19 protein-coding genes and 1 pseudogene are annotated in these 21,533 nt (G+C 42.8%); 6 read left to right on the top strand and 14 right to left on the bottom strand.

Annotated elements, in window-relative coordinates:
* The first annotated feature begins 2 nt into the window (after window positions 1-2).
* The 3 genes from CWC29_RS10665 (at window position 3) to CWC29_RS10675 (ending at window position 3,357) form a co-directional block, all read left to right on the top strand.
* Window positions 3-1,682, top strand: coding sequence for a GMC family oxidoreductase (locus tag CWC29_RS10665; protein ID WP_138523822.1), 1,680 nt, complete (start codon window positions 3-5; stop codon window positions 1,680-1,682).
* A complete protein-coding gene (locus tag CWC29_RS10670) occupies window positions 1,682-2,431 on the top strand; it encodes a gluconate 2-dehydrogenase subunit 3 family protein (RefSeq protein WP_128726847.1) in 750 nt (249 codons plus the stop codon). The genes CWC29_RS10665 and CWC29_RS10670 overlap by 1 nt, the downstream gene beginning before the upstream one ends.
* A 71-nt stretch (window positions 2,432-2,502) precedes the next feature.
* The gene (locus CWC29_RS10675; RefSeq protein WP_209319130.1) at window positions 2,503-3,357 is read left to right on the top strand and encodes a sugar phosphate isomerase/epimerase family protein; all 855 of its coding nucleotides are present in this window, start codon (window positions 2,503-2,505) and stop codon (window positions 3,355-3,357) included.
* A 749-nt stretch (window positions 3,358-4,106) separates the two neighbouring features.
* Here CWC29_RS10675 and CWC29_RS10680 read toward each other — a convergent pair.
* The 11 genes and pseudogenes from CWC29_RS10680 to rpsP form a co-directional block, all read right to left on the bottom strand.
* Window positions 4,107-5,138 carry a hypothetical protein gene (locus CWC29_RS10680; protein WP_138523819.1) on the bottom strand — a complete coding sequence of 344 codons (1,032 nt, stop codon included), beginning with the start codon at window positions 5,136-5,138 and terminating at the stop codon, window positions 4,107-4,109.
* Between the two features lie 87 nt (window positions 5,139-5,225).
* On the bottom strand, window positions 5,226-5,702 hold the full coding sequence (locus CWC29_RS10685; protein WP_138523817.1) for a hypothetical protein: 477 nt from the start codon (window positions 5,700-5,702) through the stop codon (window positions 5,226-5,228).
* A gap of 106 nt (window positions 5,703-5,808) precedes the next feature.
* Complete coding sequence (locus tag CWC29_RS10690; protein ID WP_209319046.1) at window positions 5,809-6,228, bottom strand: GFA family protein; 420 nt, start codon at window positions 6,226-6,228, stop codon at window positions 5,809-5,811.
* 420 nt (window positions 6,229-6,648) lie between these two features.
* A complete protein-coding gene (locus tag CWC29_RS10695) occupies window positions 6,649-7,512 on the bottom strand; it encodes an AraC family transcriptional regulator (RefSeq protein WP_138523813.1) in 864 nt (287 codons plus the stop codon).
* Window positions 7,513-7,933: 421 nt separating this feature from the next.
* Window positions 7,934-8,335 (bottom strand): annotated as a pseudogene (locus CWC29_RS10700) (VOC family protein).
* A gap of 164 nt (window positions 8,336-8,499) precedes the next feature.
* Entirely contained in the window at window positions 8,500-9,465 is a 966-nt protein-coding gene (locus CWC29_RS10705) for a phosphotransferase (RefSeq protein WP_138523811.1), read from the bottom strand.
* A gap of 444 nt (window positions 9,466-9,909) precedes the next feature.
* Window positions 9,910-11,058, bottom strand: a complete 1,149-nt coding sequence (tyrA, locus tag CWC29_RS10710; protein WP_128726852.1) for a bifunctional chorismate mutase/prephenate dehydrogenase — start codon at window positions 11,056-11,058, stop codon at window positions 9,910-9,912.
* A 208-nt stretch (window positions 11,059-11,266) separates the two neighbouring features.
* A complete protein-coding gene (rplS, locus tag CWC29_RS10715; protein ID WP_128726853.1) occupies window positions 11,267-11,626 on the bottom strand; it encodes a 50S ribosomal protein L19 in 360 nt (119 codons plus the stop codon).
* Between the two features lie 33 nt (window positions 11,627-11,659).
* Window positions 11,660-12,427 carry a tRNA (guanosine(37)-N1)-methyltransferase TrmD gene (trmD, locus tag CWC29_RS10720; protein ID WP_128726854.1) on the bottom strand — a complete coding sequence of 256 codons (768 nt, stop codon included), beginning with the start codon at window positions 12,425-12,427 and terminating at the stop codon, window positions 11,660-11,662.
* On the bottom strand, window positions 12,427-12,960 hold the full coding sequence (gene rimM, locus CWC29_RS10725) for a ribosome maturation factor RimM (protein ID WP_128726855.1): 534 nt from the start codon (window positions 12,958-12,960) through the stop codon (window positions 12,427-12,429). The genes trmD and rimM overlap by 1 nt, the downstream gene beginning before the upstream one ends.
* Before the next feature lie 17 nt (window positions 12,961-12,977).
* Window positions 12,978-13,226 carry a 30S ribosomal protein S16 gene (gene rpsP, locus CWC29_RS10730; RefSeq protein ID WP_017216164.1) on the bottom strand — a complete coding sequence of 83 codons (249 nt, stop codon included), beginning with the start codon at window positions 13,224-13,226 and terminating at the stop codon, window positions 12,978-12,980.
* 252 nt (window positions 13,227-13,478) lie between these two features.
* On the opposite strand from rpsP, the gene CWC29_RS10735 reads away from it, so the two are divergent.
* Complete coding sequence (locus CWC29_RS10735) at window positions 13,479-15,137, top strand: tannase/feruloyl esterase family alpha/beta hydrolase (RefSeq protein ID WP_128726856.1); 1,659 nt, start codon at window positions 13,479-13,481, stop codon at window positions 15,135-15,137.
* A 59-nt stretch (window positions 15,138-15,196) separates the two neighbouring features.
* Here the strand turns inward: CWC29_RS10735 and ffh are convergent, their stop codons facing one another.
* Window positions 15,197-16,576, bottom strand: a complete 1,380-nt coding sequence (gene ffh / locus CWC29_RS10740; RefSeq protein ID WP_010606686.1) for a signal recognition particle protein — start codon at window positions 16,574-16,576, stop codon at window positions 15,197-15,199.
* Between the two features lie 207 nt (window positions 16,577-16,783).
* Here ffh and CWC29_RS10745 point away from each other — a divergent pair, with 207 nt between their 5' ends.
* Window positions 16,784-17,590, top strand: coding sequence for a cytochrome C assembly family protein (locus CWC29_RS10745; protein WP_095727509.1), 807 nt, complete (start codon window positions 16,784-16,786; stop codon window positions 17,588-17,590).
* A gap of 68 nt (window positions 17,591-17,658) precedes the next feature.
* Entirely contained in the window at window positions 17,659-18,921 is a 1,263-nt protein-coding gene (locus CWC29_RS10750) for an HlyC/CorC family transporter (protein WP_095727508.1), read from the top strand.
* A gap of 267 nt (window positions 18,922-19,188) precedes the next feature.
* Here the strand turns inward: CWC29_RS10750 and CWC29_RS10755 are convergent, their stop codons facing one another.
* Window positions 19,189-19,797, bottom strand: a complete 609-nt coding sequence (locus CWC29_RS10755) for a transglycosylase SLT domain-containing protein (RefSeq protein WP_128726857.1) — start codon at window positions 19,795-19,797, stop codon at window positions 19,189-19,191.
* A gap of 130 nt (window positions 19,798-19,927) precedes the next feature.
* The gene (gene gshA, locus CWC29_RS10760; RefSeq protein ID WP_138523809.1) at window positions 19,928-21,505 is read right to left on the bottom strand and encodes a glutamate--cysteine ligase; all 1,578 of its coding nucleotides are present in this window, start codon (window positions 21,503-21,505) and stop codon (window positions 19,928-19,930) included.
* Window positions 21,506-21,533: the final 28 nt, after the last annotated feature.

The following is a 21,533-nucleotide window of genomic DNA, read 5'->3' on the forward strand; positions in this document are numbered from 1 at the left end:
CCATGGCAACATTTGATCATAAAGTATTGGTCGTTGGCTCAGGTGCTGGTGGCGCAATGGCCGCTTATACACTCACTAAGCTAGGCCACAAAGTTTTATTGCTAGAAGCTGGTCGAAATTACGACCCAAAAACAGAAAGCCCGATGTTCCGCCGAAATAGCGAAGCCCCACTCATGGGCGCTGGCAATAAGGATAAGAACTTTGGGTTTTACGACGCGACAATTGATGGCGGTTGGCAAGTACCAGATGAACCATATACGCGCGCTGAAAACACCGATTTTTATTGGTGGCGTGCACGTATGCTCGGTGGCCGAACCAATCACTGGGGTCGCTACTCGCTGCGTTTTAGTGAACATGACTTTAAGGGCAAAAGCCGTGACGGGCATGGCGCCGATTGGCCGTTTGAATATCAGGACATTGCGCCTTGGTATGATAAAACGGAAGAAATAGTTGGGATCTGTGGGACCAATACCGGCTTGGATGATATGCCTCCTTCTGCGCCTGGCGTGTTACAGCCACCACCGACGCCAAGAGTACCCGAATTACTGGTTGCAGCGGCCGCGAAAAAAATGGGGATCCCAGCGGTTCCTATGCACAGAGCGGTGTTGACTCGTAATAAAGACGACCGCTTAGCCTGTTTTTACGCCACGCCTTGTGGCCACGGTTGCTCAATTGGCGCAGCATTCCAAACCACAACCTCGCTTATTCCGATGGCCAAAGCGACAGGAAACCTTGAAGTGATCACCGATGCCATGGTGAAGTCGGTCGCGGTGAATGAAGATGGCAAAGTAACTGGAGTGACTTACGTCGATAAAAAGTCTGCGCAAGAACATGCACTCAATGCAGATGTGGTGATTTTGGCGGCCAGCGCCTGTGAATCTGCCCGTATTTTGCTTAATTCCAAACATGCAAAGCATCCCAAGGGACTTGCAAACTCAAGTGGTCAGGTAGGTCGCAATCTAATGGACTCTACCGGTGCTTGGCTTGGTGCACAAATCCCTGCGTTAAAAGGCCGCCCACGTTATAACGAAGACGGCCACACCGGTAACCACCTTTTTATTCCTTGGTGGGGACACAAAGCCCATGAGAAAGGTGAGCTTAATTTCCCACGCGGCTATCACTTTGAAATTAGCAGCGGCTTTAATCAACCGGGCTCTGGCGTGTCTGGCAATAAACAAGGTTATGGCCCCAAGTTAAAGCAACAAGTGCGTGACGCTTATGGTTCCTATGTTGGATTTGCACTGCGCGGAGAAATGCTACCGAATAAAGATTCTTACATGGAAATTGACGAAAACGTCAAAGATAAATGGGGGATCCCGGTTGCTAAGTTCCATTTCAAATGGTCTGACAGAGAGCTCAAGCAAATCGAGCATGGTCTCAAAACCGCGAAACAGATCCTTGAGAACATGGGTGCCGAAGTGGGCGAGCTACCACCTGCGGAAAAAGCCATTTCAAAAGGCGGTGAGATCATTCATGAGGTCGGCACGACGAGAATGGGCAGTTCAGCAAAAGAATCGGTAACGAATCAGTGGGGTCAAACATGGGACTGTGACAATCTATTTGTGATGGATGCCGGTGTCTTTGCGTCTAACCCCCATAAAAATTGCACCTTAACCATTATGACCTTAGCGATGCGAAACTCAACTTGGTTGGCAGCACAAATTGATAAAGGAGCACTGTGATGAATACACCTGATCGCGTTGATTCTTATAAATATATTTCAGGTATGACACGTCGCGAGTCATTAAAATGGTTAGGCTTGCTTGCTGCGGGATCTGCGGTAACACTCACCACTGGTTGCAGCAAGGCCATTGAAGGTGAAACGGCTACTGCCGGGCACTGGCCAGATATTGAAATACAGCCAGTTAGTGCTCAAGGGTATGGCACCGATCCAAATATGATCATGCCGCCAGAGTCACCTTGGCCGCTCACCCTCACCGAAGCGCAGCTCACGTTAGTTGCAGTACTAGCTGATTTTATTGTGCCCAAAGAGGGCAAACACCCTTCAGCTTCTGAAGTACAAGTACCGAGTGTGATCGATGAATGGGTAAGCGCACCGTATCACGGACAACAAAAAGATAGAGTGACAATACTCCATGCACTCGCTTGGATTGACGATGAGTCGACTTTGCGCTTTAAAAAGCCATTTTTGCAACTTAGCGCAACGCAGCAAAGTAAGATTATGGATGATATTGCTTATTTTAATGCGCAAACACCTGAGCAATTTCAGCGTATAGGTAAAGCATTCTTGCGCTTTAAAGATCTCGTTCTCGGCGCTTACTTCTGCACACCTGAGGGCTGTCAAGATATAGGCTATCTGGGCAATGTACCAATTGCAGGTGATTATCCAGGACCTACTGCTGAAGCCAAGGCGCATCTAGATGGCGTACTCGCAGAGCTTGGGCTAAGCCAGTATGCCTACCGCGACTAACCCTTGAGTCATTTTGTTATGGCTAACCGAAGCAGAGTCTAGCTCTGCTTTTTTAGTTTTAGGAAGAAATGATGTTTAGAAAAATCGTATTGTTTAAACAAGTAATGCTGTTCATTGCTTTTATTATCGCGCTGCCGCTATACGCGCAGGCATCTTATCAGTCGTTATCTATTAGCGTTCAACTGTGGTCGGTAAAAGATGAGTTGGCAAGAGACTTTGATGGCACTTTGCAAGCACTCGCCAACATGGGATTTGATGGCGTTGAATTTGCTGGAAACTTTGGCAACTATGCCGATAACCCAAGCAAATTAAAACAAAGACTAGCAGAGCTCGGCTTAGTTGCGAGCAGCGCCCACATCGGCTTTGACGTATTAGCTGAAGAAAAACTAGCGAGCACCCTACTCTTTTACAAAACCTTAGGCGTATCCACGCTCTTTATCCCTTGGGATGAAAGGGCATGGGACAAGAACCAAGTGCAAGCATTTGTAAAACAGCTTAACCAAGTGCACCAAATTGCCCAGCGCTATGATATGAAGATCGGGTTTCATAATCATGAAAAGGAATTTAACCCATACGCTAATAGCACGTTTTGGGATTATATCGCCACCAACACCCCTAGCGATTTTCCGCTACAGCTCGATGTCGGCTGGGTGAATTACGCCGGTAAATCACCCAGCGATTATGTTAAGCGATATGCTGGCAGAACCGTGTCGACACATATTAAAATACGCACTCATCAAGGAGATGACAAAAGCCCAATCATTGGCGAAAACCACTACCCTTGGAAAGCGCTCATCCAAACCATGCAGCAACACGGCGGCACACAGTGGCTAGTAATCGAACAAGAAGAATACCCAAGTGGTCTCACGCCGCTAGAAAGCGTCGCCCGCTCAAAAGCGAATTTAGATAAGATACTGAGTGAGTAACAAGCGGGAATATGTTTATCTGAAATAGTTAATTGTCACTGTCAGGTTTGATCGTGGGGTTCGATCGAACTTGACTGTTGAATGATGCGAGATTGGGAAATAGTAAACGCCCCATTATGTGACGGGTTAAGCTTGACTACACTAGCGAGAATGAGCGCTAGCCAAGCTTTAGACGTCCACTTCATAAACAGCTTGTTATTTGCCAAATACAAAATATAAGCAAAGCACAATAGAAACTGACAGCAATAGCGATATAGGCCTTTGAAATACTGTACCTGATAGCTTTTGAATACCATTTACCTTTGTTCGACTAAAAAAATTGAAAACATGTTCGGCACAAAACAATACAAATACGCTACCAAAACCTAATGCAGAAAGTGGCTTTTCATATAATAAAAACCAACTAAAGCAAAACAAAAGTAGCACCCCAACAAACGGAATTAATACTCTCTCAAGTAGTTTGCTGATAATGAACTTCCTTAGGAAAATAACAGCCCATTAGCTTGAACGGTCGAGTATCTCACTTATTTTTAAGTAAAAAACGACAATTATCAAACTAACTTTATTTAATAATTTTAATAACTTACCAGTCAAAGGCTATAATTTAAACAGGCAAATCACCTGCTACACGCAAGGAGTGACTTGTCCGAGCCATCGATTGGCTCGCTAAGAACAAATTACATCTAGATAACATGTTAAAAATGCTCAATTTTATCTGTTGCTGGTTATTTGTCGCCATAAATGGCGACCTACGTAAGATCTTGGCGTAAAGTTCTCGGTAATGCATTTTTATGTCGTGACATCTCGTCTGATACTGCTGAGATAAATTGGTCGGCATCATCTACCCCGACAAATATATTTTTAACATTCCCCACGGGTTCAATCAGTTCAATTTCAACATTTGGATAGCCTGAGTAGTTATAACGTTTTATAGACCTAGCACGCTTTACAAACTCCATGTTCTTCTGAATTTTTGCTATGTTGCTTAACGGTATTGCCAATGGCTGATAAAGACCATATCGGATGAACAAATGATTTCCCACCAAAGAAATAGGCCGTTTTGCAACAGCGCGGTACTCCGCAAAGAAAAATACTAAGCTAAACGCCGTCAGCAGAGTAAAGATATTTGCCGCAAATGGGGACCAAATAAAATGCAAAAATAGATGCATAATTGGCATTTCAAACGCTATTAATAAAATAAAGCCAAGCAGATTACTTTGTGCGCCATCTTTACTATGGTAAGTAAAGTGCTGCTCGCCACTAAAACTTTCAGGCTGCACTCGCTTAGAAAAAAGCGCATAGGTCCACATACGCGTTTCAAAACTCAGTAGCTTTGCAACAGGGCCGTCACCCGCATATTTTTTAATTGGCTTCTCAATGACATGGTCGGGCTCTTCACTCTTGCCAATGGCGGCTTTAATCGCAAGGTATACGGTTAAAATTGCAGCCAGTTCAAAGGCAAGCACGATAGCCAATAAAACATAGCGCCCACTCTCAAGAAAATGCCAAACCAGTTTGCTTTGTTCGGGAATAATGTAACTGCCGACGAGCACCGCAAGACACACTAAAATAATCGACTTCAACAAGGCTTCTTTTCTATCTTCAACACAGAAAAAGCAGACTATCGGCAAGACTATTAACGCATCTAACAGAAACAGCCATTCAAAATTTGCATTGCCATAATCATTAAGCGTACCGTTTGATTGGTAATAGAACCCCCACCATAACGAAACACACACAAGAAATAATAAGGGGACTTTTGACTTAATAGAACTACTCATACATGTCTCCGTGCAGTATCAAGCCTGAGCTAAAATTCGTGACGAAAGAGCGAAAACCAAGCCCTTAAGCTTCTTATGAGTAACTAGTTAAGCATGCAAACAAGCCGCATGCTTTCCCGTCAGCCAAAACCTTAGCTCTTGAAGCAATTCAGCTTCAATCTCAAAAGTAGTTTTCGTTTTGAAATCAAGCGTTTCAGTATTACTATAGCGCTCACTACCCGAGTGAGTCACTTCAAGTGCTAGATGCCCCAATGACGATAGAGAGTAAAATCTTAGTCTTAACTCACGGTCATCGTAGGTATCTTCGGCTGCACCACGCAATAATAATTGCGCCTCACCAGTTCTGGTGTCGTAAAGAGAGCTCAGTGCATTTATGAATTGCGCTATTTCGTCATCATGAGAACTAGATAAGTATGCCTTAAACACCAGATTAGATGAGGAATGAGTACTCTTTATTTTCGAATGAACGCCAACTTCCTTAACCCACTCTTCATCGTCCGCATAACCAAAAAATGACAGCTCTAGTTCAACACTACACCTTCTATCGATTGAATGAATTTGCATAAATCTACTTGCCTAAAGAGCCTGTTAAGAAGGTGAAAATGTTTAGCTAAAATATGGAGCGAAGCGAAACCAAACCCGCTGTCTTAGTTACGTTTTAAATGCCTTGTCAGCTGTGATTCAACCAACAAACCTTCGTTTCTGTTCGTATATCAATTACTTTTTTAGGTTTATACGGAGTATCTAGAGTAGCAATCGCCACTGACACCCAATCAGGATAGTTTTCACTACCTCCCCACTCAATACTCGAGCAGCAAACTTTACAGAATTTTTGCTTAATATTGGCAGAAGAGTTGTATTCTGTTAGCGAAGAAGAGCCAGATAAATAAACGACATCGCTTTTAGGTAAACTAGCATATGTAGCAAACGCTGCACCGTGTTGTTTTTGACACATATTACAATGGCTGTGTGATGCTTTTTTAGGCTCACTTAACAATTTATATTTTACTTCTTCACAGAGACAACTACCTAAATACATAATAACCTTACTGCTCATTCGCGTGAATTCTTGAATATCTCTCTTATCCACGAGAAAACTAAACGCAACATTCAAGCAAACTTTATTTAATAATTTTAGTAAGTTATCAGTCAATAGTTATAATTTCAATACGCAAATCACCTGCTACATGCGAGGGGGGGTCTGCACAAGCTTTTTGTTGGCTCGTTAAATACAAATAGTGTTTAGTTAACGCATTAAAAATGCTCAACTTTATATGTCGCAAGGTTGTTTGTCGCCATAAATGGCGACCTACATAAGATTACTTCGTAAAGTGTCAAAGCTAAACGGAAGGTTGGTAAGTCTTGATAATAAACGCTCAGACTCGACTTGCAGCGCTGAGAACTCGCTTCGCTAGAGCAACAATGATTGCTATAGCAAAGCAAATAAATATTAGTAACTTGCTTATAGGCAGATACATTAGCCATAAATGCAAACCAAGTAACGTTATCATCAATTTTGCAATGGCAGGTAAATATCGGTGATCAAGTCGCACTCATCCACTTGATGCACAAAATTATGATATTCAAAAAAGCAGCAATGCGCATTTGGCAATTCGCCACTGTCTGCTAGCCAGTTTTGATACAACCAGCGTATAGTTTGCTCCATATTGTCGTGACTCCCTAAATGCCTTACCTTGGCGCAACGCATTTGTGGAATAACACCATTTTCGACGCCAAACGCGTTATCTGGTACTTCAGTGTTTACTGAGCCACACAATTTAAAACGAAATGCGTCTTCAGCCATGGCTTCAGGGTCGCCATTAGGCATGCCAAATGTTCGACTCGTATTAATTGGTGAAAGTCCGCTATTTTGTCGCCAAGCGATAAACTTGCCGGCACTTTCAAATATCTGTTTTGCTGACCCTTTGTGCTCTAAAAAAGCAATTTGAGTCTGTTCAAAGTTAATAATATCGACCTGCATTGTCTGCACTCCTAAATTTTGCGGTGAAAAATTAAAAATGTCATACCAACTAGGCCAATTTGCAGCTTGTCTAAACTGTGAAGGACTTTGTTCAAAAGTACGTTTAAAAGCTCGAGAGAAGGCCTCAGCACTATCAAACTTTGCTTCAAGTGCAATATCAATAATTTTAATATCGCGCTCAAATGCTAGGCGAAAAGACGCCCGCTTTAATCGCGCCAGCAAAATATACTTACCCACATTCACGCCCATAAAAGCCACAAATACACGATGAAAATGAAATTTAGATAAAACAGCAACATCACTAAGCAAACTCACCGTTAATTCATCATCTAAATGTTGATTGATATAATCGCAAACGAGCGAAATACGCTGCTGTAAAAGATTGCTTTGCATAAAGCGCCTATGTGTTAGTAGAACTGCAGACAAGCTTAATCATATCAAAAGCAAGATACTTGATTGAAATTGCTCAATGTAAGAGAAAATGAGGAAATATCCATCCACAAAGATAGAAATAGCGAGGGGTGTCACTTATTTTACTATTTAATGAGGCTCGGTTCTAACATCAATATTCCTTTTAAACTGCTTAACCCAGTAAACATCATGATTGGGGCTGAATGCCCTTATTAAACGATATTTTGTGATGACTGACAATGGGATAGATTTTAATCAGTAAGCGAGCCATTAGATTGGTAATAAAACCCCCACCATAACGAAATACAAACAAGCAATATTAGGGGCAATTTTGATTTGATGGAACGATTCACCGATACCTCCTTATCCAAACCTCAGGTTATGTACGTGTTACTTAACGACTCTATATTAGTTGCAGTAAATTCCACTTGTTACCATAGAGATCTTGAAATACCACTACTGTGCCATATTCTTCAGCTCTTAGTTCTTAATTAAATACAACACCTTGTGTCTTCATTGACTCATAATCACGCCAGAAATCATTAGTTTGTAGAAACAAGAATACACGACCACCAGTTTGATTCCCTACTGCTTGCATTTGTTCTGATGTACTGGCTTGAGCCATCAGTAGGTTCGTACCATTGGAATTTGGAGGAGAGACTTGAACCCAGCGTTTACCTCCTCCTAAATCGCTATCTTCAACTAGCGTAAATTTAAGTTTTTGCGTGTAAAACTCTATCGCATCATCGTAATTTTCAACGACTAAAGCGATGCTTGCGATTTGCTGCTGAACAGTGTGAGACATGATTCTTCCGCTATTCCAAAACGCTGATTGCGCGCTATTTTAAGACTTTTTAAGAGAGCATATAATGCCCAGTTAAGATGTGAGCCATGCGATATCGACGCTAATACATAACGCCTATAAGCATTTTTTATATGCACTTTAGAGTTTTTGCGAATAATTAAATTCTATTTCTGGCGTCGAGTTGCATTGGTTAAACAAGACAAATATCTTGTAAATGATTCTGTAAAATCACTCACATCATCTTCATTACCGCCTGAAGCATTCAAAATAATAGACGCATAACTTAAAGTATGATGTGCATAGCAAACTGGTTCTGCAGCTTGCCACGCTCTTTGCAGTTCTAATTCAGGTAAATAATGACGCCAATTTGACAAATAATTTTTAATTAGCTTCTGCTTCAAATTTGTTTCTGAAAACTGATAAATGAAATTACCGTCCATAAATGGATGAGTAACGCAAGCATCACTCCAATCAAAAAACAAATAAGATTCAGCCGTTCTTGCCATATTACTTTCATGTAAGTCACCATGAACCAGACAATCTGGCAACGAGTATTCTTTAAGCTTATGAATTTCTATTTCTAAATTAGACAAGAAGTTATTATCAAAAACAATATTTCTATCTGTTAAAATTGCTGCGATCTCGGGTTGGTTAAAATGCCAGATAAGCTGTGTTGATAAATTTTCGATACTTCGTGATTGGCACCCTGATTGTCGCAACTTATCAACATGCTCAACAGATAAGCTCTGGATTTCTCCCCATACTTGATATGCATCATTCCACACCGTCAAGTCTACATCTTCGTCCAGCGGCTCCCCAAAATCACTCGTTAGTTGCCACCGACGGCCTTTATCAATAGCTAAAACTTCCGGCACTTTCCCCTTGAAAATATGGGCTAGAAAGTCACAAACTCCAGCTTCATTAGAGAACAGTGGCAATGATGCTGTTGCTTTAAAATATACATTTCCTTTTTCGGTTGGAATGCGCCACACATCCCCTAAAAACCAATCTTCAACAATGATTGGCTCATCAACTTTTTTGTAATTTAGTTGTTTAAGTGTATTTTCTATCCAGTATTTAGCATCAAGCTTCCAACCTGAAAGGCGCTCAGAACACGGTTGAGTATTCATTCAAAGTTTCCCTTAACGATGCGCCTGTTAGTAGGCGCTATTCCAACGGTTAGGTGTATCATACCAGATCCTTCACCAATCGTTTTTATTAAGGGTACAATTTTCAGCTAATCGGCTAGCGCTTGAAGTAAAATGCGCTCGTATCAGTAACTCGAGGATATTTTTCGACATAAAGATCGCGGCGTAAAGCCGCTCCCACAACACTATTTGTACGAAATCGCTGACACCCACCTCATGCTTGGAACTGTATTTTCAGCATTGCTGCAGATAGCAACGGGTGTTATTTGATACTTTGCTTCGTCAGGCTAACGCTTAGAACAAAACGCTATAGAATCTGCGCCGAAAAGTTATTTGTCGCCATAAATAGCGACCTACGTAAAATCGTGACGTAAAGCCACTCCCACAACACTATTTGACCCGTGATGTAGGAGACATACCTTGGCGCTAAATACTTTCCTCATAGTCCAACACTTTAGCGTCATTGGCTTTGTTAAGCAGGCCACGGCTTTGTGATAGGAAGTGTTTCGCGCTTTCTGAGAAATACTGTTTGGCCTCTGAGAAAGACTGCATTAGGCCTTCTTTATCGCCTTGTTGTAGCTTAGTTAATGTCTGCTCAAAGGTATCTTGATAGCTTGCCAATAAGCCTTCTACATCGTTAAATTGCGCAAGCATGATATCTGAATAAAGTTCTGGGGATTGTGCAAACAGCCGTCCCACCATCATCAGCTCTAATTGGTAAATAGGCGATGAGCAGCTTCTTAGGTCTTTTAATGAATGGCATTGCTTAGATAAAAACTGACCATATACAAAAGTCGTTAAGTGGCGCATAACTTGGATGATCTGCATAGATTGATCGTGTTTTTTAGCGTCCATGGATACCAGCTGGCAGCCCCAGATCTTTAGTTGCTTGATTAATCCTTCACATTGTTTTGGCAAACGCCCTTCGCACACCACAACAGTTTGCTTCACCCAGTGAGATATATCTGGACCAAACATAGGGTGCAGTCCAACCACAGGGCCATTATGTTTGTTCAATAAAACTTTAAGCGGTGCTTGTTTCACCGAGGTAATATCGGCAAGAATACAGTCATCAGGTAGCGCGGGTAGCTCGTTGACGACTTGCTCTAGCGCATTAATTGGTACGCTCACCAATACTAGCTTAGCATCACTCAGCAGCTCAGTAGCCTGTGATTGATTGTCTTTGTCTAGTAATCGTACCTCGTAGCCAGAACGTCTAAATTGTTTCGCAAATAACTTACCCATCGCACCTTGACCCCCAACTATAACGATAGGCGACATTTTGGGTGAGGCACAGGCAAGCTCACTTTGTTGGTTTTCGTAGGCCTCTCGCATCATGCGACGCAGTATATCTTCGACTAAATCAGGGTTAACCCCTTTAGCTTCGGCTTCCATACGACGTGCTCTGATAAGCTCAGCTTCACGCTTTGGTACATGTAACGGTGCACCTTTTTGCTGTTTTATTTTTCCAACTTGCTCGGTCAATGCTTTGCGCTTTGCAAGTAACGCGACAAGCTCGCTATCGCACTCATCTATTGCAACGCGTATTTCATCTAAATCGTTTGCCCCATTCATGATGTAAACTTATATATACAGTAGTAAATTAAATAATACACCGAGTCTAACAAGAAGTAGACGGCTTTAAAAGTAAGCATAGAGGAAAATATCAGACAAGATACCTAAAGTGCCAAGGAAAATGGCTAGGATTATTTTTTCTGGTGTTAAAACCAAAACAGGCCGCATAAAGCGGCCTGTTTTATCTGCATTTGATAAATGCGACGTATTAGTTAAGTTTCTCTTTAATACGTGCAGATTTACCAGAACGCTCACGTAGGTAGTAAAGCTTAGCACGACGAACCGCACCACGACGCTTAACTTCTACGCTGCTGATAAGAGGGCTGTGCGTTTGGAATACACGCTCAACACCTTCACCGCTTGAAATCTTACGAACAGTGAAAGATGAGTGTAGACCACGGTTACGCTTAGCGATTACAACACCTTCAAAGGCCTGTAGACGCTCTTTGTTACCTTCTTTTACGCGTACCTGTACAACTACTGTATCACCAGCGCCGAACGCAGGTACGTCTTGCTTAAGCTGTTCAGCTTCAAGCTCTTTAATAATATTTTGGTTTACTTTTGCCATTTTATTTCTCACATTCCTAGGTGTAACTGTCTTCTAGCCACAAGCTTGGCCATTCTCTTGCTGAAATTCAGCAAGTAATGCCGCCTGCTCCTCAGTCAGAGCTAGGTTACGCAACAAGTCAGGACGACGTTGCCAAGTTCTACCCAAAGACTGCTTTAAGCGCCATTTGGCTATTTCTTGGTGGTTTCCGCTGAGTAATACAGCAGGCACCTGTTTATCATCCAATGTTTCCGGCCGAGTATAATGAGGACAATCTAACAAGCCATCCGAAAATGAATCTTGTTCTGCTGATTGGTTATGACCCAACACACCTGGCACTAATCGTGCTACTGCATCGATTAATGTCATGGCAGGTAACTCACCACCGCTCAGTATAAAATCGCCGATGGACCACTCTTCGTCTATATAAGACTCGATGATCCGCTCATCAATACCTTCATAACGACCCGCTACTAAAATCAACTTTTCAGATTGCGCCAATTCAGTCGCACCTTGTTGATCTAGCTTTCGCCCTTGAGGGGACATATAAATTACTTTAGCGCCTTCTCCTGCTGCCGCTTTGGCATCAAGAATAGCTTTTTTGAGAGGCTCAACCATCATAAGCATTCCTGGGCCACCACCATAAGGGCGGTCATCCACAGTTCTATGCTTATCAAGAGCATAATCTCTCGGGTTCCAGCAATTAAACTCAATCAAGCCATTTTTCACAGCTCGACCCGTTACGCCTTGCTGAGTTATCGCATCAAACATGTCAGGAAAAAGTGAAACCACTCCAACCCATAGCTTTTGCTGATCACTCATTAAAACGCTGGATCCCAATCTACAGTAACTTTTCTCTCTTCATGGTTGACATCCAAAATAACAGAGTCTGTTAAGAATGGAATTAACCTTTCAGATTGCCCAAATGCATCTTTTTTGTTTGCTTTCACAACCAAAACATCATTTGAGCCTGTCTCCATCAAGTCATCAACTGTGCCTAAGTCGTAACCTTTATCGGTTACTACTGACATGCCGATGAGATCTCGCCAATAAAACTCCCCTTCAGGTAATTCAGGAAGCTGCTCAGCATAAACAGCGATTTCGGCATTGGTATAAGCCACTGCTTCATCTCTGTCGTTTACTTGAGCAAATTTAGCGATATATCCCTTGTTGTGACGACGCCAGTCGCTCACTTCAAGGTTTTGCCATTTACCTTGTTGCCCTATCAACCATGGGCTGAAATCGAAGATCCCTTGGGGATCATCAGTAAATGAATGCACCTTAAGCCAACCCTTGATGCCATAAGGAGCACCAAGCTTACCAACAACGATTGTCGAGGTTTTACTTTGACTCATGGTTACACTTACGCCTATTAAGCCGCTTTACGAGCGTCTTTAACCAGCTTCGCAACGCGATCTGAAAGAGATGCGCCTTGACCTACCCAGTGATCAACACGAGATAAATCTAAACGTACTTTTTCTTCCTGACCTGCTGCGATCGGGTTAAAGAAACCTACTTTCTCGATGAAACGACCGTCACGCGAGAAACGGCTATCCGCAACCACGATTTGATAGAATGGACGCTTTTTAGCGCCGCCACGTTGCAAACGAATAGTTACCATACCGTCCTCTACATAGATTGACTGTTTTCATTAATAAGTTTGTACTTCCCATTACGGGAAGCTCGGGCATTTTACGCATTTTCACGCGCAATGCAAGTTAATTCCATCGTTGATGCTTTATTAGGCCTTGCTAAAGAATTACTGCTGAAGTTTCACACGCCACTTTCGTCTCAATATCGGTACGAAAAATTGACTTTTCAGCACTACTGGAAAGTCGCCCCCCTGTTGTTTCATTATAAGGAGAGCACACATATGAACCAAATGTGGAAAGCAAAACGTTCAATTAAACACCTATTCCTAAGTATACCACTCATCTCTTTTACGCTCGTTGCTCCTTCAACACTGGCAGCAAGCAATGAAGAAATAACGGCTTGTAAACTGTTACGTTTTGGTGACTTCTCGCAGCTAGAGCAAGGTAATGCTGCAATGAGTATCACCAACGCAGAATATGTACCAAGCCAAACCCTAGATGCCGACACCGAACTCTGGACATATAAGTATAGTCGCCTATTAGGTGCGCCTGTACCAAAAGGAACAAACTCTTTACCTGAGCACTGTTTGGTTGAAGGCTATGCTGCACCGACGATACGTTTTCAGCTTAGGTTGCCAATGGATCAAGTTTGGAACCAACGTTTCCTCCTCAATGCCTGTATGGGTTTTTGTGGCGAAGTATCCAACTACCCGACGATGGCTGGAGTTATGCGCAATTACGCGACCATGTCTCATGATGGCGGCCATACTGCAGCCGGATTCGATGGTTTGTGGGCTAAAAACAATGTGCCATTAAGGGAGGACTTTGCCTACCGATCGAACCATGTGGTTGCTGTTGCAGCAAAAGCGGTTATTGAGCGCTTTTATAGTAAACAACTTACGTACTCATTTATATCGGGTTGTTCGAAGGGAGGTCATGCTGGGATAATGGCCGCAAAGCGTTACCCAAATGATTTTGATGGCGTGATTGCCAGAGGGCCGACGATTAATTACACCAAAGTCAACCTAATCAACTGCATGGATAATGCAAAAGCTATTTTGGATGAAAACGATAACGCACTGCTCGATGCAAGCTATACTGACTTTATTTCGCAGGCCGTCATGCAAGCTTGTGACTATAAAGATGGCTTAGTTGATGGATTAATAAGCGATCCTAGACGCTGCGATTTTGACCCCCAAACACTCCTGTGCAGCGACAACACCACGGGTACATGCCTGACTCCTCGCCAAGTCAACGCAATTAAGGAAATATATGCACCATCCTACGATCAACAAGGCAACGTTATTTATGGCGGCCTCCCCTATGGCTCCGAACCTGAATGGACAGGCTGGCTGTTTCCTGAAGCACCGTTTATCAAGCCTTATCACTATTATGCTGCAACCGAGTATTTAAAGTACTTGGCTTTTCCTCGAGAAAGATACAATCAAGGCAACTGGAGAGACTTTTCTTATAACAATGAGGTTGGCGAGCTTTCACCTATCTCAAGCTTTATGGACGCCGATCACCCTGATCTCACTGGATTTAAAAATAGCGGTGGCAAAATGATTGTATTACATGGATGGTCAGACGCTGCAATACCCGCATATGCAACTATTGATTGGTATGAGTCAGTTATCAATTATATGGGTAAAGACAACACCTACGACTTTGCTCGGCTATTCTTGCCACCAGGATTAGTGCATTGTGGTATCGAGGGACCTGGCGCTGAAACCTTTGATGCCATCGCAGCGCTAGTGCATTGGCTTGATACCGGTAACGCCCCGGATGCGCTTATGACACAAAAAGAAGATCCGCAGGGCAATATTCTTTTCACTCGCCCTGTTTACCCTTATCCACAAGAAGCCCAGTACATTGGTACAGGCGACCCTAAAAAAGCAGAAAACTTTAGGCCAATAGTGCCCAATTTTAAGAATAACTAAGTAAACAAAAAGGCAAGCCCCAAGGCTTGCCTTCACATTATAAAAACTATAAAACGGTGTTAGAACTTAGGCCCACCGCCACCGAACATGCCCGGCGGCATCATGCCTTTCATGTTCTTCATCATTTTCATCATGCCGCCTTTGCCTTTCATCTTTTTCATCATCTTCTGCATTTGGGTAAATTGCTTCAGCAACTTATTAATGTCTTGTACTTGCGTACCAGAACCCGCAGCGATACGCTTTTTACGCGAGCCTTTGATGATTTCAGGACGTGCACGCTCTTTTGGCGTCATTGAGCTTATGATGGCTTCCATTTGGTTAAAGGTCTTATCATTTACTTGACCTTTTACTGCATCCGGCAAGTTTGACATACCAGGCAGCTTTTCCATCATTGACATCATACCGCCCATGTTTTTCATCTGGCGCAGCTGCTCAGCAAAATCTTCCAGTGTAAAACCATCGCCTTTAAAGACCTTCTCAGCCACTTTTTGGGCTTTGTCTTTATCGACTTTCATTTCGACTTCTTCAATAAGCGACAGTACATCGCCCATACCGAGAATTCGAGATGCAACACGGTCAGGGTGGAATGGCTCTAAGGCATCCGTTCTTTCACCCACACCGATAAACTTAATGGGTTTACCGGTAATATGACGAATAGACAACGCCGCACCACCGCGCGCATCACCATCCGTTTTAGTTAAGATAACACCGCTGAGTGGCAGCGCTTCATCGAACGCTTTTGCTGTATTTGCAGCATCCTGACCTGTCATTGAGTCAACGACAAATAAGGTTTCGATTGGGTCAATCGCCGCGTGTAAATCTTTGATTTCGTCCATCATGTCTGCATCTACGTGCAAACGACCAGCGGTATCCACAAGCACCACATCAATGAACTTTTTCTTCGCGTGAGAAATAGCACCCGTTGCGATATCTACCGGTTTTTGTGAAATATCACTGGGGAAAAACTCGACGTCAACTTCAGCGGCTAACGTTTCAAGCTGTTTGATAGCCGCTGGACGATAAACGTCAGCACTTACCACCAATACAGATTTCTTTTTGCGCTCTTTAAGGAATTTAGCCAGCTTACCAACACTGGTGGTTTTACCCGCACCTTGCAGACCTGCCATCATGACGACAGCTGGCGGCTGCGCGTTTAGGTTCAGCTCTTCGTTGGCCTCACCCATCGACTTTTCAAGTTCTTCACGAACAATCTTGATGAAAACCTGGCCTGGGCTCAGACTCTTTGTGACTTCTACACCAACCGCGCGTTCTTTTACTTGTTTTACAAAGTCGCGCACAACCGGCAAGGCAACGTCAGCCTCAAGCAATGCCATGCGTACTTCACGGAGTGTTTCTTTAATATTGTCTTCAGTTAGTCGGCCACGGCCACTGATGTTTTTAAGCGTTTTTCCTAAACGCTCTTGGAGGTTTTCAAACATGTATCGGTTCCAAAATCTCGAAATTGTCGGGCATTATACTGATATGCGAGCTACTAATACAGTATTCAAGCAGATTGTTCTGCTTTTTACGCTTTCGTTGAACGAAAATAAGAATAAGTTAACGGATTGAAATAAAACCCTATGCAAGCGCAGAGGCTTTAAATACAATAGCTAAAAAAGGAAAGCAAAAATTAGGCACTTATTTTTATGTTGATTATTAGCTTGTCATTAATCGCCTGTCTCTTTTACATCATGGCCACCAGCCATGTTTTATCGCGCTTATTTGACAAACAAGGTCCAGATCAAAAGAAAACATTAATATTAAGCACTGTCGCCATTTTGACTCATATGCTAGTGTTGGTGAATTCAGTGTTTACGCACCAAGGACAAGATCTCAGTACCGTCAACGTTGCCTTGTTAACCTGTTGGGTTATCGTTGTTTCCGTAACGACCGTATCTTTACGCTTCCCTGCAACACTATTGCTGCCTGTGGTGTATGGCTTTGCCGCCATTTTGTTATTGGCAAGCCTGTTTATTCCACACCACATTATTATGCATACAATAAACATAGATGTTGGTCTCGTTTTGCATATTTCACTTTCTTTGTTGGCTTACTGCGTACTTATCATCGCCACGCTCTACGCCATTCAATTTATGTTTATTGATAAACGCTTAAAACAACGGGATTTGGCGATTATGACCAGCCATCTACCGCCACTTATGCAAGTAGAAAGGCAGCTTTATCAGCTGTTATTTGTAGGCACAGGTTTATTAACGCTGGCATTGGCATCCGGTTTTTACTTTTTAGACGGTATGTTCGCTAAAGAGACTATTCACAAAACCATTTTATCTATCGTTGCATGGCTTATCTATGTCGTCGTCGCCTTCGGGCATAGGCAGTTTGGCTGGCGCGGTAAGTCTGTGGTGATTTCCATCATAGCGGCTTCTGGCATCGTGACTTTAGGTTACTTTGGCAGTCGCTTTATACAAGAAGTGATTTTAGGCAGGTTTTAAACTTTAACTTGACTATCGTAACTCACTAACGCTTAATACTCTTTCGTAAGTAAAAAAGGGATCCACTGTTGGAAGACATATCGACCAGCGCCTTGTTTATCATACTCGGCGTGCTCATTTTGATGTCGGCTTATTTTTCTAGTTCAGAAACCGGTATCATGTCAATCAACCGTATTCGTCTACGCCATCTTGAAAAAGAAAATCACCGTGGTGCGAAGCGTGTAAGTAACCTCCTTAACCGTCCTGACAGACTAATTGGCCTGATCCTGATCGGAAATAACCTCGTTAATATTGCCGCTGCGCAAGTTGCAACTATCATCGGATTACGTTTGTATGGCGATATGGGTATCGCAGTTGCTACCTTTGGTCTCACACTCGTGGTCCTGATCTTCGCTGAAGTCACACCTAAAACTCTTGCGGCTTTATATCCTGAGAAAGTCGCTTTCCCAAGCTCTGTAATCCTAAAAGTATTGTTGAAGGTCTTGTTTCCTTTAGTTGTCGCGACTAACTGGATCACCAATGGTATGTTGCGTTTGGTTGGGATCACACCACAAGAGATTGAGGAGCACAGCCTAAGTAAAGAAGAATTAAAAACCGTGGTAAATGAGTCAAGCGCTATGTTGCCCTCAAACCACCAAAACATGCTCACTTCTATCTTAGACTTGGATCACGTGACCGTAGAAGACATTATGATCCCACGTAGTGAAATCAATGCGATAGATATCAATGACGAGTGGAAAGATATTGCTCGCCAGCTCACGAATGCACAGCACACCCGAGTGCTACTTTACCGTGACCAAATTGATGACGCGGTTGGTTTTATCCATGCTCGTGATGCGTTACGCCTGCTAACAAAAGAGCAGTTTGATAAGCCGTCACTACTACGTGCGGTAAGAGAGATTTACTATGTGCCAGAGAATACCTCACTCAATACACAGCTGATCAAATTCCAAGAAGCCAAAGAACGTATTGGTCTTGTTGTTGACGAGTATGGTGACATTCAAGGTCTGGTTACGCTTGAAGACATTCTTGAAGAAGTCGTTGGTGACTTTACCACCACGCAGACGCGTGCGCCGAGTGAAGACGTAAATATGCAGCGTGATGGCTCAGTTATGGTTGACGGCAGTGTAAACGTGCGTGACTTAAATAAAGAAATGAGTTGGGACTTACCTACCGAAGGTCCTAAAACTCTCAGCGGTCTGATTGTAGAGCACCTTGAAGATATTCCAGATGCGCCTCTTGGCTTAACGATTTCTGGTTATAAGATGGAAGTCATTGAGATCAAAGAAAACATGATCAAGATGGTGAAAATATCTTCTACTACCAATTAGCTTGATTAAGTGGTCTATTTTGAGGCAAGAAAATCTTGTCGATAACACCGCTACCGCGTCCTGCTATCGCCAAGGTACCTACATCCATATAGGCAAGGCAAAAATTTTACTATTTAGTTGTTCTAAATGAGAAATTTTTGACGCAGTTAGCGTCAGATTTGATCCTTCAAATTGAGCAAGTATTAAGACTAATTGGTATAACTCTTAAGCGAGTAAAAGCTAAACTCTAAACTCAATTGCGGTGTTGAAAGTAACACCGCAATTTACTCAAGAAAAAATTCTCTCGAACCAGTTCTTATCTAAATCATCTTCACAGCGTTTAAGTTGAACGGCATAGCGCGCAGCACGATGCTTTACCTTATTTGCTACTTGCATTAACCATTTCTTATTCTTATATGTACCACGACGATAACCGCCCCAACCTTCATGATAATTGAGGTATTGTGCGTAAGCGTCCCATTTCGACACGCCGTTTACCTTGTGAGTTTTGTATACGAACCAAGCCATAAAATCGATGGCGTCTTCAAAGTCATCGCGATCTGCACCTGAGTTTCCAGTTTCACGAATATAATCAGACCAGGTCGGAGTTTTGGCTTGAGAGTAACCATAAGCAGAGCTCACTCTGCCAACAGGAATAAACCATAGGAAATATTCCATTGGAGGCGCCGCATCGTGACGAAAGGAGCTTTCTTGGTACATCATGCTCATCAGTACATGCTTTGGTGAGCCCCATTTATCTTGAGCATCACGAGCGTCATAATACCAATCTTCTTTTTCCTCAAAAATCTTACAAATATCATGAGGTTGTTTAGGTGGTGCGGTAGCACATCCGGATAAAACAGCGACGAGACTAATTAAAATTAATTTTTTTTGCATTTTTTTCGAAACCTAATGAACTTTTACAATTTGCATTGGTCTGAACTTATGAATGCAGCAGTTTAGCATTGTTTCATCCCTGAAATTTATTTGCGCAGCCTTATGGCTGCGCTTTTTTATGCCTTGTGCATTATGCCCTTGAAAAATAATCGTCAAGGAAAGTAGTAAAGTCTACAGAATCAGCCGCTCTAACCGCTGCCTCATCTTCAAAAGACTGACGTGCAAATGACTTCAGCGTATCTTCATCGTAATAGCCGTATTTGATATCTTGATGAAGCTGCTTATATTTGTTCGCTAGTTCAATGCCCATTGAACCTTGTTCTAAGGTACGACTCTTCAGCTGAGATAGCAACTGCCCAGAAAAAGTAAGTGCAGGCGTTTCAATTGCCAACATTAATTTTTCCACTGTTGCCACATAGACTGATTTTTCTGTACTCCCATCTAACATTTTTGCAACTTTAAGTAAGTCTGTAAAAATCTCAGTGCCCCACTGTTTCACACTCACAGGCTCACCCGCTTTACTCAGTTCAAGTGCTGTACAGCGACCTTGATTAACCACCTGATGTAAATTCTTACCAGCGAGCTTTTGCGCATCAAACGAGAGTTCAGGGCTTGGCTTTAACAAACAATAGGTTAAGAACACATCTAGGAAGTGGATTTGCTCAAGACTCACACCAGTATGCTCGAATGGGTTAACATCCAGCGCACGAATTTCGATGTACTCAATACCACCACGTTCAAGTGCCTGAGTCGGGGTTTCACCAGACTTGGCATTACGTTTTGGTCTAATTGGCGAGTAGAACTCGTTTTCAATCTGTAAAATGTTGCGATTCAGCTGTTTTGGCTCTGCCGCTCGATAGTCTGGAATTTCATGATATAAGTCGGAGCGGCAACGAATGGCTTGTCGCAAGCCCGCAATATACTCATCCAGATCGTTATACATCACCTTAAGCGAACTTTGTGCGCTATTGGTATAACCTAAATCACCCAGTCTAAGTGCGGTGCCATATTCAAGGTATATAGAGCCATTTTCTAGCTTACTAAATGGCAAGTCGCTCTTTTTGCCTTGCAAAAATGACGGACAAAGCGCAGGAGATGCGCCAAACAGGTAGCTTATCAGCCACATTTCACGCTTGAAGTTACGAATAAGGCCTAAATACTGTTGGGAGATAAATGATTGCTGAGGTTTATCGTCTTCAGACATCACTTGCAGGCTTTGCCATACGGTCTCTGGAAACGAAATATTGAAGTGCACACCCGCAATGGCCTGCATCATACTACCATAGCGATTTTTTAGCCCTTCACGATATAGCGTTTTCATTTTGCCGATATTAGAAGTGCCAAACTGCGCTAGGACAATATCTTCTTCGTCCTCAATAAAGCATGGCATCGACAAAGGCCACAGTAACTCATCACCCATGTTAGCCAACGTAAATTTCTGTAGATCAGAAAGTTGCGCTAATGTCTCTTGTGGATCTTCACTCACTGGTGTAATAAATTCGAGCAGCGACTCAGAAAAATCAGTGGTAATATGACCATTGGTCAGTGCATGGCCCGTCTTTTCTGGATGCGGTGTTTTCGCTATTTTTCCCGACCCTTGGATCCGTAATGCCTCACGTTCGATACCTCTTTTGATACCTTTGAAAACGCCGCGATGCGCGCCGTCAGACAAAAAGTCCAGCTTAGTGTTTAAGTCTAATTGTTTCAAAAATTCTTCCTCGAACCTACAGGCCAAT

It is taken from the genome of Pseudoalteromonas galatheae (assembly GCF_005886105.2).
Lineage (GTDB): Bacteria > Pseudomonadota > Gammaproteobacteria > Enterobacterales > Alteromonadaceae > Pseudoalteromonas > Pseudoalteromonas galatheae.

What these genes read in the sequence shown, in the direction of transcription:
- CWC29_RS10665 (WP_138523822.1), top strand. Translation starts at nt 3, where the DNA reads ATGGCAACATTTGATCATAAAGTATTGGTCGTTGGCTCAGGTGCTGGT.
- CWC29_RS10670 (WP_128726847.1), top strand. Translation starts at nt 1,682, where the DNA reads ATGAATACACCTGATCGCGTTGATTCTTATAAATATATTTCAGGTATG.
- CWC29_RS10675 (WP_209319130.1), top strand. Translation starts at nt 2,503, where the DNA reads ATGTTTAGAAAAATCGTATTGTTTAAACAAGTAATGCTGTTCATTGCT.
- CWC29_RS10680 (WP_138523819.1), bottom strand. Translation starts at nt 5,138, where the DNA reads ATGAGTAGTTCTATTAAGTCAAAAGTCCCCTTATTATTTCTTGTGTGT.
- CWC29_RS10685 (WP_138523817.1), bottom strand. Translation starts at nt 5,702, where the DNA reads ATGCAAATTCATTCAATCGATAGAAGGTGTAGTGTTGAACTAGAGCTG.
- CWC29_RS10695 (WP_138523813.1), bottom strand. Translation starts at nt 7,512, where the DNA reads ATGCAAAGCAATCTTTTACAGCAGCGTATTTCGCTCGTTTGCGATTAT.
- CWC29_RS10705 (WP_138523811.1), bottom strand. Translation starts at nt 9,465, where the DNA reads ATGAATACTCAACCGTGTTCTGAGCGCCTTTCAGGTTGGAAGCTTGAT.
- tyrA (WP_128726852.1), bottom strand. Translation starts at nt 11,058, where the DNA reads ATGAATGGGGCAAACGATTTAGATGAAATACGCGTTGCAATAGATGAG.
- rplS (WP_128726853.1), bottom strand. Translation starts at nt 11,626, where the DNA reads ATGGCAAAAGTAAACCAAAATATTATTAAAGAGCTTGAAGCTGAACAG.
- trmD (WP_128726854.1), bottom strand. Translation starts at nt 12,427, where the DNA reads ATGAGTGATCAGCAAAAGCTATGGGTTGGAGTGGTTTCACTTTTTCCT.
- rimM (WP_128726855.1), bottom strand. Translation starts at nt 12,960, where the DNA reads ATGAGTCAAAGTAAAACCTCGACAATCGTTGTTGGTAAGCTTGGTGCT.
- rpsP (WP_017216164.1), bottom strand. Translation starts at nt 13,226, where the DNA reads ATGGTAACTATTCGTTTGCAACGTGGCGGCGCTAAAAAGCGTCCATTC.
- CWC29_RS10735 (WP_128726856.1), top strand. Translation starts at nt 13,479, where the DNA reads ATGAACCAAATGTGGAAAGCAAAACGTTCAATTAAACACCTATTCCTA.
- ffh (WP_010606686.1), bottom strand. Translation starts at nt 16,576, where the DNA reads ATGTTTGAAAACCTCCAAGAGCGTTTAGGAAAAACGCTTAAAAACATC.
- CWC29_RS10745 (WP_095727509.1), top strand. Translation starts at nt 16,784, where the DNA reads ATGTTGATTATTAGCTTGTCATTAATCGCCTGTCTCTTTTACATCATG.
- CWC29_RS10755 (WP_128726857.1), bottom strand. Translation starts at nt 19,797, where the DNA reads ATGCAAAAAAAATTAATTTTAATTAGTCTCGTCGCTGTTTTATCCGGA.